Annotated in this window: 14 protein-coding genes; 2 read left to right on the forward strand and 12 right to left on the reverse strand. The window is 75.3% G+C overall.

The window, feature by feature from the left end:
- Positions 1-35: 35 nt before the first annotated feature.
- The 4 genes from BJ982_RS27925 to BJ982_RS27940 are packed head-to-tail and all read right to left on the reverse strand — an operon-like array spanning position 36 to position 5529.
- Positions 36-1952 carry an FUSC family protein gene (locus BJ982_RS27925; protein ID WP_184884908.1) on the reverse strand — a complete coding sequence of 639 codons (1917 nt, stop codon included), beginning with the start codon at positions 1950-1952 and terminating at the stop codon, positions 36-38.
- A gap of 6 nt (positions 1953-1958) precedes the next feature.
- Positions 1959-4049 carry a xanthine dehydrogenase family protein molybdopterin-binding subunit gene (locus tag BJ982_RS27930; RefSeq protein ID WP_184884910.1) on the reverse strand — a complete coding sequence of 697 codons (2091 nt, stop codon included), beginning with the start codon at positions 4047-4049 and terminating at the stop codon, positions 1959-1961.
- Positions 4046-5026, reverse strand: a complete 981-nt coding sequence (locus tag BJ982_RS27935) for an FAD binding domain-containing protein (protein ID WP_184884912.1) — start codon at positions 5024-5026, stop codon at positions 4046-4048. Before BJ982_RS27935 ends, BJ982_RS27930 begins: the two co-directional genes overlap by 4 nt.
- Positions 5023-5529, reverse strand: coding sequence for a (2Fe-2S)-binding protein (locus tag BJ982_RS27940; RefSeq protein ID WP_184889428.1), 507 nt, complete (start codon positions 5527-5529; stop codon positions 5023-5025). The genes BJ982_RS27935 and BJ982_RS27940 overlap by 4 nt, the downstream gene beginning before the upstream one ends.
- Positions 5530-5786: 257 nt before the next feature.
- Here BJ982_RS27940 and BJ982_RS27945 point away from each other — a divergent pair, with 257 nt between their 5' ends.
- Complete coding sequence (locus BJ982_RS27945; RefSeq protein WP_184884914.1) at positions 5787-6401, forward strand: cupin domain-containing protein; 615 nt, start codon at positions 5787-5789, stop codon at positions 6399-6401.
- Positions 6402-6465: 64 nt separating this feature from the next.
- Here BJ982_RS27945 and BJ982_RS27950 read toward each other — a convergent pair whose 3' ends face one another.
- On the reverse strand, positions 6466-7335 hold the full coding sequence (locus BJ982_RS27950) for a tryptophan 2,3-dioxygenase (protein ID WP_184884916.1): 870 nt from the start codon (positions 7333-7335) through the stop codon (positions 6466-6468).
- 147 nt (positions 7336-7482) lie between these two features.
- Here BJ982_RS27950 and BJ982_RS27955 point away from each other — a divergent pair, with 147 nt between their 5' ends.
- Positions 7483-7914, forward strand: a complete 432-nt coding sequence (locus tag BJ982_RS27955; protein ID WP_203958842.1) for an Lrp/AsnC family transcriptional regulator — start codon at positions 7483-7485, stop codon at positions 7912-7914.
- Here BJ982_RS27955 and BJ982_RS27960 read toward each other — a convergent pair.
- The 7 genes from BJ982_RS27960 to BJ982_RS27990 form a co-directional block, all read right to left on the reverse strand.
- Positions 7901-9184, reverse strand: a complete 1284-nt coding sequence (locus tag BJ982_RS27960) for an alpha/beta hydrolase family protein (RefSeq protein ID WP_239122672.1) — start codon at positions 9182-9184, stop codon at positions 7901-7903. The two genes, BJ982_RS27955 and BJ982_RS27960, sit on opposite strands and share 14 nt — an antisense overlap.
- A 23-nt stretch (positions 9185-9207) precedes the next feature.
- Complete coding sequence (locus BJ982_RS27965) at positions 9208-10221, reverse strand: LLM class flavin-dependent oxidoreductase (protein ID WP_184884918.1); 1014 nt, start codon at positions 10219-10221, stop codon at positions 9208-9210.
- Between the two features lie 113 nt (positions 10222-10334).
- The gene (locus BJ982_RS27970; protein WP_184884920.1) at positions 10335-10640 is read right to left on the reverse strand and encodes a TIGR04076 family protein; all 306 of its coding nucleotides are present in this window, start codon (positions 10638-10640) and stop codon (positions 10335-10337) included.
- Between the two features lie 116 nt (positions 10641-10756).
- Entirely contained in the window at positions 10757-12007 is a 1251-nt protein-coding gene (locus tag BJ982_RS27975) for an amidohydrolase family protein (protein ID WP_184884922.1), read from the reverse strand.
- A gap of 194 nt (positions 12008-12201) precedes the next feature.
- Complete coding sequence (locus tag BJ982_RS27980; protein WP_184889434.1) at positions 12202-13035, reverse strand: glutamate ABC transporter substrate-binding protein; 834 nt, start codon at positions 13033-13035, stop codon at positions 12202-12204.
- Between the two features lie 43 nt (positions 13036-13078).
- Complete coding sequence (locus tag BJ982_RS27985) at positions 13079-14575, reverse strand: GlnX family signal transduction membrane protein (protein ID WP_239122673.1); 1497 nt, start codon at positions 14573-14575, stop codon at positions 13079-13081.
- A gap of 1 nt (position 14576) precedes the next feature.
- Complete coding sequence (locus BJ982_RS27990; RefSeq protein WP_184884924.1) at positions 14577-15368, reverse strand: FHA domain-containing protein; 792 nt, start codon at positions 15366-15368, stop codon at positions 14577-14579.
- Between the last annotated feature and the right edge of the window lie 3 nt (positions 15369-15371).

Raw genomic sequence — 15371 nt, forward strand, 5'->3', positions numbered from 1 at the left:
GCTCCGATAACTGGGCTCCGCGGCCCCGCCAGGGGTCACTCCCGGCCGGACAGGGTCTCCCTGAGGCCGCACACGGCGCGGTTCACCCGTTCCAGCGGCCCCTCGGTGGCCGGGCCGGGGCCGTGCACCGGCCTGCCCTCCCGCACCGCGCCGGCGATCCCCTCCAGGGACCGCGCCGCCTCCCGCACCGACTCCGGCGACGGCGGCGGCGCGCCGTGCTCGGTGCGCGCGACCGTGGCGGCGGTGGCGTCCGCGACCTGCTCCAGCGCGGTCATCGGGGCCATCCACGTGGTCACGCGCCGGCTCACCACGGGCGGTTCCGTCACCGCCCGCTGGAAGACCGTGCGCAGGTCGGCCAGCGCGTCGAACGCCTCCCGCCGCAGCGTGGCACGGCCCGGGTGGGCGGGGTCGAAGGCGTGGCGCACGTAGCGGGCGATCGCCGCGACCGCGTCGGCGAACCGGGGCCGCACGGGCGCGTGCCAGCTCGCCGGCCAGGGCAGGTAGCCGAGCAGCAGCACGATGCCGCACCCGGCCAGCGTGTCCACCAGCCGGATCTCCGCCAGCCGCGGCCCCCCTCCGGTCAGCAGGTCGACCAGCAGCACCACCAGCGGCACCTGGAACGTCGACATCAGCCCCCAGTTGCGCTGCCGTCCGTACGGCAGCAGCGCGGCGAAGACGGCGATCGGGGCCAGGATGGCCGGGCCGTAGGGGACGGCCCACAGGATCACGGTGCCGATGACGGCCCCGGCGACCGTGCCGAGCCCCCGCTGTACCGCCCGCGCGAACACCGAGCCGAAGTCGGGCTTGAGCACCAGCGCGACGGTCAGCGTGGTCCAGTACGACCGCTCCAGCCAGTGCAGCTCGTTGAGCGCCGCCGCCGCGCCCATGCACAGCGTGAGGCGGGCGGTGTAGACGCGGGTGAGGGGGCCCGACCACACCCGCCGCCAGATCGCCGCCAGCCGCGCCGCCCGTCCCACCGGCTCGTAGGGCATCTCCGCGGCGTCCAGGTCGCCGCGCGCCTCGGCGCACACCAGGTCGGTGGCCCCGTTCACCGCCGAGCACAGCGCGGACAGCGCGGGCGAGGACGGCTCCAGGCGCAGGCCCGGAGGGTGGCGGCCGCGCTCCACGGCCTCGGCGAGCGCGCGGACCGCGTCCACGACCTCAGGAGGAGGGTCGCGGCCCTCCTGGGTCAGCGAGACCAGCGCGTGGCGGATCTGCGCGGCCTGGTTGAGCAGGGCCACCAGGTGGGTGCGCTCGGCGTCGGGGCCCGAGGCCCCCGAGCGCGCCCCGAACACCACCTCGTACGCCCGCTTGATCGCGTCGTCGAACGCCGCCAGCGGCCCGCCGGGCGCGCCGGGATCCTCGGCGAGACGGGCCAGCGCGCGGTAGACCCCCGCCACCGCGGCCGCCTCCGCCGCGCGCGGCCGGAAGGGCCAGCCCGCCAGGGACAGGATCAGCGCCCACAGCGCCCCGGAGAAGTAGGCCAGGGCGCCGTACGCCCCGGCCTCGCGGAACGGCACCCCCTGGGCGATCACCGTCATCACCAGGAGCTGCAGCGAGCCGATCGACCCGGCGTCCCCGGCCGTGCTGACCAGCGCCGCCACCACCGCGACCAGGGCCACGCCCGCGACCGCCCACCAGCCCGCCCCCCGCATGGCGTGCCCGACCACGTAGCCGGTCGCGCCGCCCACCCCCGCCGAGGCCACCCGGATCAGCCGCGCCCTGTAGGACCCGCCGCGGTCGGCCAGCCCCGCCGCCATGCCGCCCATCGCGGGCAGCAGCCCCCGGACGAGCTGCCCGGTGAGCAGGGCCACCACCAGCGGGACGACGACGGAGGCCGCCATGCGCAGCATGGGCCCCCACTCGGGGCGGGCCGACGCCGGGCGCACGGCCTCCACCAGCCAGCCGGGCGCGACGTCGGCGAGCCGGTCCGGGCGCGACAGCCGGGGCACCGCGCCTCAGCGCACCAGGCGGTCCAGGCGGATGGGCAGGTCGCGGACCCGCACGCCGGTCGCGTGGTGGACGGCGTTGGCCACCGCGGCCGCGGTGCCCACGATGCCGATCTCGCCGATGCCCTTCGCCCCCATCGGGTTGAGGTGCGGGTCGTCCTCCTCCACCCAGTACGCCCGCACGTCCGGCACGTCGGCGTGGGCGGCGATGTGGTACTGGGCCAGGTCGTGGTTCAGGTAGTCGCCGAACCGGTCGTCCATGACGCTCTCCTCCATCAGCGCCATCGACAGGCCCATCGTCATGCCCCCGACGAACTGCGAGCGTGCCGTCTTGGGGTTGACGATCCGCCCGGCGGCGAACACCCCGAGCAGGCGGGTCACCCGCGTCTCGCCGGTGGCGGCGTCCACGGCGACCTCGGCGAACTGCGCGCCGAAGGCGTGCCGCGCGTACTTCTCCTGCTCCTTGATCTCCTGGGCGGTGGCGGCCGACGCCTCGGCGCCGCCGGGCGGCACCCGGCCGCCCGACTCCTCCAGCTCGCGCGTCAGCGCCTCGCAGGCCCGCACGACCGCGGTGCCCCACGAGGCGGTGCCCATCGACCCGCCCGCCACCGGGGCCTGCGGCAGCGCGCTGTCGCCGATCTCCACCCGCACCAGCGCGACCGGGGCGCGCAGGGCGTCGGCCGCGATCTGGGTCAGGACCGTCTTGGCGCCGGTGCCGATGTCGGCGGCGGCGATCCGCACGGTGTAGGAGCCGTCCGGCTCGGCGCGCGCGGTGGCCTGGGCAGGCGCGCGGTAGGCCGGGTAGGTCGAGGAGGCCACGCCGGTGCCGTACAGCAGCCCGCCGCGCCGCCGCACCCCCGGGCGCGGGTCCCGGTCCTCCCAGCCGAACCGCCCGGCCCCCTCGCGCAGGCAGGCCAGCAGGTTGCGTGAGCTGAACGGCAGCCCGGTGTCGGGGTCCGCGGCGGGCTCGTTGCGCGCCCGCAACTCGATCGGGTCCACACCGCAGGCCACGGCCAGCTCGTCCATCGCCGACTCCAGCGCGAACATGCCCGGGGTCTCGCCCGGCGCGCGCATCCACGACGGGGTGGGGACGTCCAGCCTGACCAGCCGGTGGGTGGTGCGCCGGTGCGGCGCGGCGTACATCATGCGGGTGACGACGGCGGTCTGCTCGGCGAACTCCGCGAGCGTCGAGGTCTGCTCCCACACCTCGTGGACGATCGCGCCCAGCCTGCCGTCGGCCTCGGCGCCGAGCCGCACCCGCTGGATCGTCGGGGTGCGGTAGCCGGTGACCGCGAACATCTCGCGCCGCGTCACCGCCAGCTTGACCGGACGGCCGACCTGTTTGGCCGCCAGCGCCGCGAGCACCACGTACGGGTGTGCCCGGCCCTTGGACCCGAAGCCGCCGCCGACGTACGGCGCGATGACCCGCACCTGCTCGGGCGGCATGCCGAACAGCGGCGCGAGCTGGCCGCGCAGCCCCGACGGCTGCTGGGTGGAGTCGTGGACCGTCAGCCCGCCCGCGTCCCACTCGGCGATCGCGGCGTGCGGCTCCATCGGGTTGTTGTGCTCGGCGGGGGTGGTGTAGGTGGCGTCCACGACGACCGGGGACGAGGCCAGGGCCGCGTCGGGGTCGCCGCGCTCGTCGTCGGCGGGGTAGCGCGGGTTGACGTGCTCGGGCCGGTACAAGCGGGGATGGTCGGCGCGCAGCTCGACGTCGTGCCCTTCCTCGGCGTACTCCGGGCGCAGCAGCGCGGCGGCCTCCTGGGCGGCCTCCAGCGTCTCGGCGACCACGACCGCGACGTACTGGCCCCGGTAGGCGACGCGCGGCGACTGCAGCACCGACAGCTCGGCGGCGTCGCTCGGCGCGAGGCGCGGCGCGTTGCCGTGCCAGATCACCGCGATCACCCCGGGCACCTTGAGCGCGGCGCCGGCGTCCAGGCCCTTGATCTCGCCCCTGGCGATCGTGGCCTGCACGGGCGCGGCGTAGGTCAGGTCGCGGGGGCGGTACTCGAAGGCGAAGCGGGCGGCGCCGGTGACCTTCTCCACGCCGTCCACCCGGTCCAGGGCCGATCCGACGTACCTGACGTCCGTGGTGGTCATGGCATCTCCGCGAGGTCGGCGAGCACGCGTACGAGCAGGTTGCGGGCGAGCGGCACCTTGAAGCCGTTGCGGGGCAGCGGCCGGGCGGCGGCGAGCTCGGCGTCGGCGGCCCGCGCGAACGCGGCCTCGGTGGCCGGGGCGCCGCGCAGCGCGGCCTCGGCCGCCTCGGCCCGCCAGGGCGCGTGCGCGACGGCGCCGAGGGCGATGCGGCAGTCGCGCACCACGCCGCCGTCCACCTCCAGCGCCGCGGCGACCGACAGGACCGCGAAGGAGAACGAGGCGCGGTCGCGGGCCTTGCGGTAGCGGGAGCGCGCGGCGAGCGGCAGCGCGGGCAGCTCGACCGCCGTGATCAGGTCGCCCGGTTCCAGCACGGTGTCGCGGCTCGGGTCGTCGCCGGGCAGGCGGTGCAGGCCCGGCATGGGGACGGCGCGCGCGCCGCCGGGGCCCTCCACGCGCACCAGCGCGCCGAGCGCGACCAGCGCGACCGCCATGTCGGAGGGGTGGGTGGCCACGCAGCTCTCGGAGTGGCCGAGGATCGCCAGGTTGCGGTGGTCGCCGGTGCGCGCCGGGCAGCCCGAGCCCGGCTCGCGCTTGTTGCACGGCTTGGTGACGTCCTGGAAGTAGGCGCAGCGGGTGCGCTGCAGCAGGTTGCCGCCCACGGTGGCCATGTTGCGGAGCTGGCCGGAGGCGCCCGACAGCAGCGCCTGGGCGAGCATCGGGTAGCGGCGCCGCACCAGCGGGTGGGCGGCCAGGTCGCCGTTGCGCACGCCCGCGCCGACCAGCAGGCCCCCGCCGGGGGTCTCCTCGATCACGTCGGCGGCGAGGCGGCTGACGTCGACCAGCGTGCCGGGCGTGACCACGCCGAGCCGCATCAGGTCGACGAGGTTGGTGCCGCCGCCGAGGTAGACCGCGCCGTCGCCGAGCGCGGCCACGGCCGAGCGCGCGTCGGCGGGACGCGCGTAGGCGAAGGGCCTCATCGCGACACCTCCGCGATCGCCGCGACGATACCGGGGTAGGCGCCGCAGCGGCACAGGTTGCCGCTCATGCGCTCGCGGATCTCCTCCTCGTCCAGGACCGGACGGTCGGCGGCGACGTCGGCGGTGACCGCGCTCGGCCAGCCCCGGTCCGCCTCCTCCAGCATCCCGGCCGCCGAGCAGAGCTGCCCGGGGGTGCAGTAGCCGCACTGGAAGGCGTCGTGCTCGATGAACGCCTTCTGCAGCGGGTGCAGGCCGCCGGGGCCCTCCAGCCCCTCGACGGTCGTGATCGGACGGTCGTCGACGGTCACCGTGAGCGTCAGGCACGCGGTGACGCGCCTGCCGTCCACCAGGACCGTGCACGCCCCGCACTGGCCGTGGTCGCAGCCCTTCTTGGCGCCGGCGAGGCCGAGGCGTTCGCGGAGGGTGTCGAGCAGGGTCTCCCGCGTGTCAACGGAAAGGGGATATGGCCGTCCGTTTACGGACAGTTCGAGGTCGACGGTCATCGGTACCGGGGCGGAGTCGCCCCGCGGTTCGTTCGCTCGGGCCTTCACCCGCGCTTCCCTACCCCCGGCGGCGCCAGGGATACCCCATGAGTTCTCCATGGTGAGGGGCCGAAGGCGGACGGCCGGTCATCGCGCGGTCACGGGAACGCCCCGCCGGGCCCCCGCGCCGGGCGGGCACGGGTTGGCACGCGCCAGGCGGTTGTTGTGAAATATCGTGCGGCGAGGTATGCGACGCGGAGGGGGAGTTTCGGGTGGGCATGTCGGAGCACCGGAGCCGCGACGCCGGTGACGACCACGCGGAGGCCGTGGGCGCCCGGATGCGCCGCTTCCGCAAGGAACGCGGCATGACGCTGCGCGGCCTTTCCACGCGCTCCGGGCTGTCGATCGGCTTCCTGTCCCAGGTCGAGCGGGGTATCTCCTCCATCGGCCTGACCGCGCTGAACGGCGTCGCCGCGGCGCTGGACCGCAGCGTGGCCGACTTCTTCGACGGCGACCCGCCGTCCGGCGACGAGGACAAGGTGACGCGGCTGCCATTCCACTTCACCCTCACCCGCAGGGCGGAGGCGGCCACCGAGTACGTCTCCGGGCAGCAGACCTACCGCATGCTGTCCTCCCGGGGGCCGCACCTGGTGCTGGAGCCGCTGCTCGTGCGGATCGCCCCGGGCGGCCGGCGCGAGGACGCCTACGGGCACGCCGGGGAGGAGTTCGCGTTCGTCCTGGAGGGCGAGCTGCTGTACGAGGTCGAGGGCGTGGAGCACCGGCTGTTCCCCGGGGACAGCGTCCACCTGCGTTCGACGGTGCCGCACAGCATGTACAACGACACCGACCAGGTGACGACGGTGGTGTCGGTGGTCACGCCACGTCTGTACTGAGCCCATAAGCGGCCTATCTGGCGCGTGTTCAGCAGGACGTGAACGGCGTGAACATCCGGCCCCGTCACATGGCCGTGCGCGCCGACCACAGTTCGGGGAACACGTCCCGCCGCAGGCTGCGCTCCAGCCACGTCAGGCCGCTCGACCCGCCCGACCCGGGCTTGGCGCCCATGGAGCGGCGCACGGCCATCAGGTGGCGGTAGCGCCAGTCGGAGAACCGCTCCGACAGGTCGGTGAGCGTCTCGGCGAGCGTCCACAGGTCCTCGCCGGGGCCGCCCTCGGCGTAGACCTTCACCCAGGCGGCCTCGACCTGAGGGCTCGGGACGTACTCGGCGGCCGGGTCGGCGGCGGGCGGGAGGTCGAACCCGCGCCGGGCGAGCAGGGCGAGCACGCTGTCGTACAGGCTCGGCGCGCGCAGCGCGGCCACCAGTTCCTGGTACACGCGGGGGTTGCGCCGGTGCGGGCGGGTGAGCGGCTCGGACTTGTTGCCGAGCAGGAACTCCAGGTGGCGGTACATGGCGGACTGGAATCCCGACGCCTCGCCGAGCGCGTCGCGGAAGGAGTTGAACTGCGCGGGGGTCAGCCACGACAGCGCCGCCCAGGAGGCGTTGAGCGCCTCGAAGTAGCGCACGCTCCTGGCCAGGACGGCGGTCGCCGCGACGATGTCGTCGGCGTCCAGCAGCCGCTGCGCCAGCCGCCACTCGGCGCGGATCAGCCCGAAGTAGAGCTCCATCACCTGGGTGGTGACGAGGAACGCGCGCTCCTCGGGCAGGTCGGTGACGGGCCGTTGCAGCCCGTGCAGCGCCTCGGCCGCCACGTAGTCGTCGTACGGCGTCCCGGAGGTGAACTCCAGTTTGGGCGCACCGTGATCGGCCACGGCCCGGGAGGGGCGCCGCCGCGCGCCCGCCAGGCCGATCCGCCTTCTCGTCGTCATGTCCGCCTCCCCGTTTCACCTCCATGTTCACTTAGGAAGAATTTTAGTGAAATACTGGGCCAGCAGCGATTCTGCCGTCCGGCTTTCTGGATGAAAGGTGCAAATCGGATTCCGGTTTGCGGATGACGGAGCGTGACCGTGGACGCGATGGACTGGGCCCTGCTGGCCGAACTGCAGGCGGACGCGAGGCTGTCCTACAGTGAGCTCTCCCGCCGGGTGCACCTCTCGGCGCCGGCCGTGGCCGAGCGGGTGCGGCGGCTGGAGGAGTCCGGCGTGATCGCCGGCTACCACGCCCGCGTCGACCTGGCCCGCGCGGGACGCAAGGTCGGCGCGCTGATCCGCATGTCCTGCTACGGCGTGCGGTGCGTGCTGCGCGACCCCCAGGCGCTGGCCTGGCCCGAGATCGTGGAGGTCCACCGGGTCACCGGCGACACGTGCTGCCTGCTGCGCGTCGCCACCACCTCGATGCCCGCCTTCGAGGAGCTCATCGACCGCCTGGCGCCCTACGGCCAGCCCTCCAGCATGATGATGCTCTCCAGCCCGCTCCCCTGGCGCGCCCTCTCCCCTATCGAGGACTGAGGCGGGCCGCCAGCTCGCGGGCCGTGAGCAGCCAGATCGGGGAATGAGGGTCGATGACCGCCCAGTGGTCTCCGGGGCGTTCCAGGTAGGACGCCTCCTCCCCCGCCTCGCGCGCGTACCTGCGGGAGATGTCCACGAGGTCCAGGTCGTCGGTGGCGCCCTGCACGACCAGCTGCGGCACGCCGAGCGGGAGCCGCTCCATGGGGCCGGCCGCGGCGTAGACCTCCGGGATCCGCTCAGGCGGTCCCCCGAGCGCGTCGGACACGCCGCCGGAGCTGAGGCGGCGCCGCTCCCCCTCGACCAGATCCAGAATCCCGGCCAGCGAGACGGCCAGCGCCACCCGCACGCGCCCGGACGCCGGCCCCACCGCGGAACCCGCTACGGCGCCCGGCGCCGCGCCGCGCGTGTCGGCCGCCATGTCGGCCGCGGCGCGCAGCGCGAGCTGGCCGCCCGCGGAGTGCCCGATGAGGGCGACCCGGTCCAGGTCCAGCGGGGCGTCCACGGACGCGAGGGCCGCCACGCCGACCGCCACGTCGGCGGTGGTCGCCTGCCAGCCGTGCAGGTCGGGGCGGCGGTATTCGAGGTTCCACGACGCGAACCCGCGCCGGGCGAGGTCGATGGCCAGCGCGTCCATCAGGTCCGCGCCCCAGATCGTCCGCCAGAACCCACCGTGGACCAGCACCGCGACCGGCGCCCGCCCTTCCGGAGGGCGCCGCGAGCCGCCGCGCGCGCCGGAGGCGTACCGCTCCCCGGCGTCGGTGTCCTCGTGCGCGGGGTTGGCGTCCTTGAGCGTGGAGTTGTCCCAGGAGGCCGCCTTTACAAAGTATCGTTCCGGGCCGTCGCCGGGTAGGCGCAGCTCGGCCCACTGGTCGGCGTGCGGCCCGTACGGGATCCGGTGCGGCGGCCACCTCAGGCGGTGGACGGCGTGCCGGATCGCCCAGATCAGCCCGGCGACGCCGCGCCCCTGGTGGTGGGCCGCGCCCCCGGCCGCCGCGATCGGCCCGACCCGGTCCAGGTCCAGCCACACCGTGCGCGGCGAGTGGTCCTCCACCAGGCCGATGAGCCGCCGCGCCTCCGGGAGCGGGCCGGGCATGACCACGAGCGCCTGCCCCTCCCCCGCCGCGCCGAGCGCCGCGCGCAGCTCCGCGACCCCGGAGACGGCCGTGAACCGCCCGGGCACCCCGAGCGCGGCCAGCTCGGCCCCGGCCACCTCCTCCAGCAACCGCGGGTCCGCCACCAGCCCGGGACCCGCCACGACCGAAACGCCCACACCGGCACCTCCGTCCACGGCCCCTACCCCGCGGCCGTGCGGCGGAGCATGGGCAGGACGGCCCCGCCGAGCAGTTCGACGCCGCGGTCGTCGGTGAGGCCGTGCGGCGTGCCGAACTCCACCCGGCTCACCCCCGCGTCGATGAGGGCCTGCGCCTGGGCGGCCACCTGCTCGGGGGTGCCGGAGAAGGCGAACAGGTCGAGCACGTCGCCGGGGATCAGCGCGCCCGCCTCCTCGTCCCGGCCCGCGGCGACCAGTTCCTTCACCCGGGCCACCAGGTCGGCGGGCACCCGGGCGACCGGGTCCAGGTCGGCCACGACGGCCAGGTACATGGCGACCTCGGCGCGGGCCCGGGCGCGGGCGGCGGCTCCGTCGGCGTCCACGACGGTCACCGCGCCGAACACCAGGCCCACCGCGTCCGGGTCCCGCCCGGCGGGACCGGTCCCGGCGCGCACCCGGTCGCGCGCCACCGGCACCATGGCCGGGTTGGCGCTGCCGCCCACCTTGATCTCGTCGGCGATCCGCCCGGCCAGCGCCGCGCCCCGCGGCCCCCAGGCGCCGATCAGCAGCGGCGGGCGCCGGCGGCGCACGGCGTAACGCAGGCGCGTCCCCGGCGCGAGGCGGAACACCTCGCCCTCGAAGCCGGCGTCGTCGCCCGCCAGCAGCCGGCGGACGACCTCGGCGGCCTCGGCGAGCGCGGTCAGCGGGCGGGGCTGGGCGACGCCGACCTCGCCGAGCCAGGTGCCGCGGGCCAACCCCAGGTACGCGCGGCCGTCCGAGGCGAGGTCCAGTGCCGCGACCTGGCCCGCGATCTCGTACGGGGCCATCGAGTAGGGGTTGAGGCAGGCGGGGCCGAGCCGGACGCGCTCGGTGGCCGCGGCCATCTCCAGCAGCGGGAAGATCGGCGGCTGGTACATCAGGTCGCCGAAGACGCTGATCACGTCGAACCCGTGGTCCTCCGCGCGGCGCGCCAGCCGGGCGTAGTCCCCGGGCCTCTTGTCGCTCTGCAACCCGAGCCCGATCTCGACATCCCTCATGCCGACTCCTCCGCTTCCTCCGCCATGGATTCGTCCCCCCTCTTCTCCCCCGTCCGGCACGCCGTGAGCGACCGGCGCGGGGTCGCGGGGGCCCGCCGGTCCGCAGGCGACGGCTAGGTGAGGTCGGAGGAGTTCATCCGGCGGCGGCGAGTGCGTTCGACGCGCATGATCAGCCGCTCCTCCGGGTCCGGGCAGGCGAACAGGGCGTCCTGCGCGAGCCAGTCGCCCGAGGCCAGGTCGCGCTGCTTGGCCGCCAGGAACGGCAGCACGGCGGCCAGCGCGTACACGCAGAAATGCCTGCCGTCAGGCAGCCGCAGGTGGGCGCTGCGCTCCAGGGTGAAGCAGTCGCCGACCGCCATCCCGCACACGGACCTGCCCTCGATGCGATCGACGACCACCCGCAGGTCGAACAGCTCCATGTCCCCATGGTCGTGCTGGTCGTGCTCCTGGCCGCCGGTCGGCCCGGTCCCGTGCCGCCGCGCGTCCCCCCTCCCGTCCCCGGGCTCCGCGGCTCCGGCGTTATGGTCGCGGGCGGTCACGGGCGGCCCGCCGTGTCGTCGCGGACGATCTCTCCGCCCTTCATCACCCAGCGGACGCCGCGGAAGGCCGAGGCGGAGGCGAGGGGGTCGTCGTCCATGGCGACGAGGTCGGCGTACCTGCCGGGCTCGACGGCGCCGATGTCGGCCTCGGCGCCGAGCCAGCGGGCGGGGCCGAGCGTCGCGGCGCGCAGCGCGCCGGCCGGGCCGAGCCCGGCCTCGGCCATGTGCTCCAGCTCGCGCACCGTGGCGTTGGTGCCCTCGAAGGACCAGAACGGCGGCATGTCGCTGCCGAGCAGCACCGTGACGCCCTCGGCCAGCGCCATGGCGTAGCTCTCCAGGTGCCTCGGCCCCGCGCCGAGCGAGCGCTCCCGCATCCACGCGGGCACGCCCAGCTCGTCGAAGAACGCCCCGCAGCGCGTGACGACGAGCGTCGGGACGAGCGCGGTGCCCTGCCGGGCCATCGCGGCGGCGACGTCGGGGGTGAGCTGGTAGCCGTGCTCGACGCAGTCCAGGCCGAGCTTCACGGCCTCGGCGATGACGGGCGCGGGCCCGGCGTGCGCGGTGACCTTGCGCCCCCAGGCGTGCGCCGTCTCAATGACGGCGGCCATCTCGTCGGTGAAGAGCTGCGGGGTGTCGATGCGCTCGTGCTCACCCGCGATGCCGCCGGAGATCATGACCTTGATGAGGTCGGCGCCCGCCTTGATCTGGGCGCGGACGCCCCGCCGGAACTCCTCGGGGCCGTCGCACTCCAGGGTGTCGGTGCCCTCGTGGCCGTGCCCGCCGGTGCAGACGAGCGCACGCCCGGCGGTGTGGATCCGCGGCCCGGGGACGCGGCCGGCGTCGATCGCGCGCCGCAGCGCGAAGTCGGCGTGGTCCTTCTCGGCCACGCACCGCACGGTGGTCACCCCGCAGTGCAGCGTGCGCCGGGCGCCGTCGGCCATGTAGAGGGCCAGGTCGTGCGGGCCGAGCGCCTTGACGCCCTCCCCGCCGGGCCCGGGCAGCGACAGCGACAGGTGGGTGTGCATGTTGACCAGCCCCGGCGTGAGATACCCCCCACCGAGATCGACCCGCACGGCCCCGGGCGCCCGGGCCACCACCTCGGCGCGGGCCCCGACGGCGGCGATCCGCTCCCCCCGCACGAGGACGGCCGCGTCCCGGACCGGCTCCGCGCCCTCGGCCGCCCTGCCGTCGACCACCGTGCAGTTGACGATGACCCTCTCGACGGCCTGCCCGCCCTCGTCGCCCATCCCCGCTCCCCTGTGACGCCGGATGTTCATGAACAAACGCGCGGGGCGTCCCCGCGCGATTCAGCCGTTCAGCGACTATATCCAGAGGAATGCCCGGCGGGTCAGACCGGGATGTTCATGAAATTTCACGGCGACGCCCGCCGTGGGGCGAGGACGGCGGGCCGGGCCCGGCGCCCTCGCCGGGCGCGCCGGCGTCAGCCGCAGCCCTCGAACTGGGGCACGGTGAAGGTCAGGGCCAGGCCCGAGCGTGCGAACCAGCGTTCCAGCAGGCGTTTGGCGGTGCCGTCCTGGTACATCTCGGTGATGGCCTTGTTGACCGCCTCGCAGCCGTCGACGTCACCGTTGCGGATGCCCACGCCGTAGCGCTCGTCGCTGAACGGCGCGTTGACGATGGTGGTGCCCGGCGTGGCGAACCCGGCCAGAATCAGGTCGTCGGTCGAGACGGCGTCCACCTTGCCCGCGCGCAGGTCCGACACACACTCGCTGTAGGAGGCCGAGGGCACGAGCACGACCGGGATCTTGCGCTCCTCCTTCACCCGCTTCCAGGAGTTGGAGCCGGTGACCTGGCACAGCTTGCGGTCGCGCAGGTCGCGGACGTTGTCGATCGCGGCCTGGCCGGTGCGGACCAGCGTGTCCTGGTGGGCGACGTAGTACGGGCCGCCGAAGGCCACCTTGGTCTTGCGCTCGGGCGTGATCGAATAGGTGGCGAAGATCAGGTCCACCGCGCCGTCCATGAGCAGCCTCTCGCGCTGGGACGAGGGCGCGTCGACGAACCGGACCGGCTTGCCGAGCTTGCGGGCGACGTAGGTGGCGACGTCGATGTCGAACCCCCGGTACTTGCCGGGCGACACCTTCACGCCGAGACCGGGCTGGTCGGGCTTGACGCCGATGACCAGCGCGTCCTTGTCCAGGACCGAGGTGCCGGCGGCGCAGGACGCGGCCAGCGGCAGGACCGCCGCGACCGCGAGCGCCACGGCCGCGGCGCGGCGTGCCCGCCGGCCGGGTGAGCCGCGCCGCGCGCCGCGGATGAGCGTGGTGCGCGTGAACAGCGTGATCAACGTGACGTTCCCTTCAGCGGTACTCGGCGAGCCGGGGCCTGACACCGATGAGGACCAGCAGGATCGCGGCCAGCGCCGCCGCGGGCGGCAGCACGTTCCACCCGCCGAGCGCCCGGTCGCCCCCGGCCACGGCGTCGTCGAACGCCGTGCGGTGCAGCGTGGTGAGGCGCACGAGCGCGTCGTCGTAGGAGCCGAAGGAGGGGCCCATGACCTTGCCGACGGCCTCGCGCCGCGACCCGCCCGTGGCCAGCCGGCGGATCTGCTGGTCGTTGCGCTGGAACGCCTGGTACAGGCGCAGCACCCGCGCGACCGCCGGCTGCTGCCCGGACACGCCGCCCGCCGACGCCTCGGTGCCGTAGAACCCGAGGAAGGTCACCTTGCCGGGGTAGGCGGACACGGCCGCGTCCAGGGCGGTGTAGTACTTGTCGAGGTTGCCGCCGGGCACGTAGAGGACGCTCTGCGACTTGTCGAGGTAGACCTGCTCGTAGGTGTCGGCCCGCTCGGGGTCGAGCAGGTATCTGATCTCGTCGCCGCGCAGCGTGTTGCCGATGGCGCGGGCGCGCGACAGCGCGAGCACCGAGTTGAAGCCGTCCTCCTTGGCGGAGGTGAGGGCGTTGCCCTCGTGCTGCAGCACGAGGACCCCGGCGACGGTGAGCGCGCCGACGACGACCGAGGCGAGCAGCAGCGGCAGGTTGAGCGTGCGCCGGAAGCCGCGGCTGAGGTAGACCTGGAGCCCGATGAGCGCCAGCAGCGCGAGCAGGCCGGTGAGCCCCACCCACAGCCGCCCGGTCTGCACGGCCGACAGCTCGGCCAGGTAGGCGTGGCGGACGATGGTGCCGCTGTCGAGGGTGAGGTTGTAGGCCTTCGGCAGCAGGTCCAGCCGCATCAGGTCGGTGGCCTGGCGGTACACGTCCAGGACGGCCTGCGGGGGCGGTCCGGCCGCGTGGCCGGACTGCTCGTCGAGCAGCAGGGCGCGGGCGGCGAGCCGCTCGTAGCGGCCGAGCCCGTCGAGCAGGGAGCGCACCGTGTTCTGCTCGGTGGCGTCCTCGCTGGCCAGGTCGGCGGCCTGCAGGACGGCGCGGTCGGCCTGCGAGCGGCGCTCGTCGTAGCGGTCCAGCATGGCCTGGCGGCCGGCCTGCAGCCCGGTCTCCTTGCCCATGAGCAGGACGGCGGCGACCTGGGCGTCCATGTCGCTGAGGGCGAAGTACAGGTCGGCGGTGGCGACGACCTGCGGGCCCGCGGTGTGGCCGATGACGCGCAGGCCGTCCCTGGCGTGCCCGACGGCCAGGGTGACCGCGCCGAAGGCCAGCAGGACGGTGGCCACCGACAGGCCCGAGAGCAGGCGGATCCACCCCGGGACGGTGCGCACGCGGGTGAGGCGGCGCAGGGCCGGGGTGCCCGCGACCGCGCCGGGCGGCGGCGGCACGGCGACGGGGCCGCCGGGCGGCGCGGGGTCGGGGGGCGCGGCGGCCGCGGGAGCGGGGGCCGCGGGGCGACCGGCGATCGTCATGTCAGGCCTTCCGCACGGTGAGCAGGGTCCAGGCGCCGACGTGCACGCGGTCGCCGTCCTCCAGCGGGACGGGCACGTTGACCTCGATGAGCTTGCCGTTCACCAGGGTGCCGTTGGCCGAGCCCGGATCGACGACGTGCCAGCCGCCGTCGGGCTGGGCGAGCAGCACGGCGTGCAGGTGGGAGACGCCGGGGTCCTCGGGGGGCTCGGACAGGTCGATCTCGGGGATCATGGGCCGGGAGTGGCGGCGCCTGCCGATCCGCGTCTCCGGGCCGCGCAGGGGGACGCGCCGCTCGGGGCAGTACGGCGGGAACGCGACCCGGGCGGCGTCGGGGCCACCCTGCGCGATCATGGCGTCGTAGTGCGCCCGGTCGGCGGTGATCACGGCGACCCAGCCGCCCTGCGGAGGCGGCGCGGGGGGCGCGGGGGGCGCGGAGGGCCGCCACGGCTGCGAGGGCTGCGCGGGCTGCCAGGACGGGGCGTTGCCGCCGCCGACCGGCTGCGCGGGCTGCCACGACCCGGTCGACGGTGGTCCTGCGGGCGGGGCCGCGGGGCGTGCCGAGGAGGACGGCCCGACCCCGGAGCCGCCGAGCACGAAGTCGTACCCGCAGTTCTCGCAGAACCGCCCGGTGCGCGGCGCCCCGCAGTCGGGGCAGGCGTCGCCGGGGTCGCCCGCGGCGGGGGCGGGCGGCGCCTGGGGCGCGCCGCCGGCGGTGGGGCCCGTCATGCGGGCGCCGCAGGTGTCGCAGTACTCCTCGTCGGAGCTTTCGTGCCCTTGTGGGCAGATCGCCATCGC

Source organism: Sphaerisporangium siamense (genome assembly GCF_014205275.1).
In the GTDB taxonomy this organism is placed as follows: Bacteria; Actinomycetota; Actinomycetes; order Streptosporangiales; family Streptosporangiaceae; genus Sphaerisporangium; species Sphaerisporangium siamense.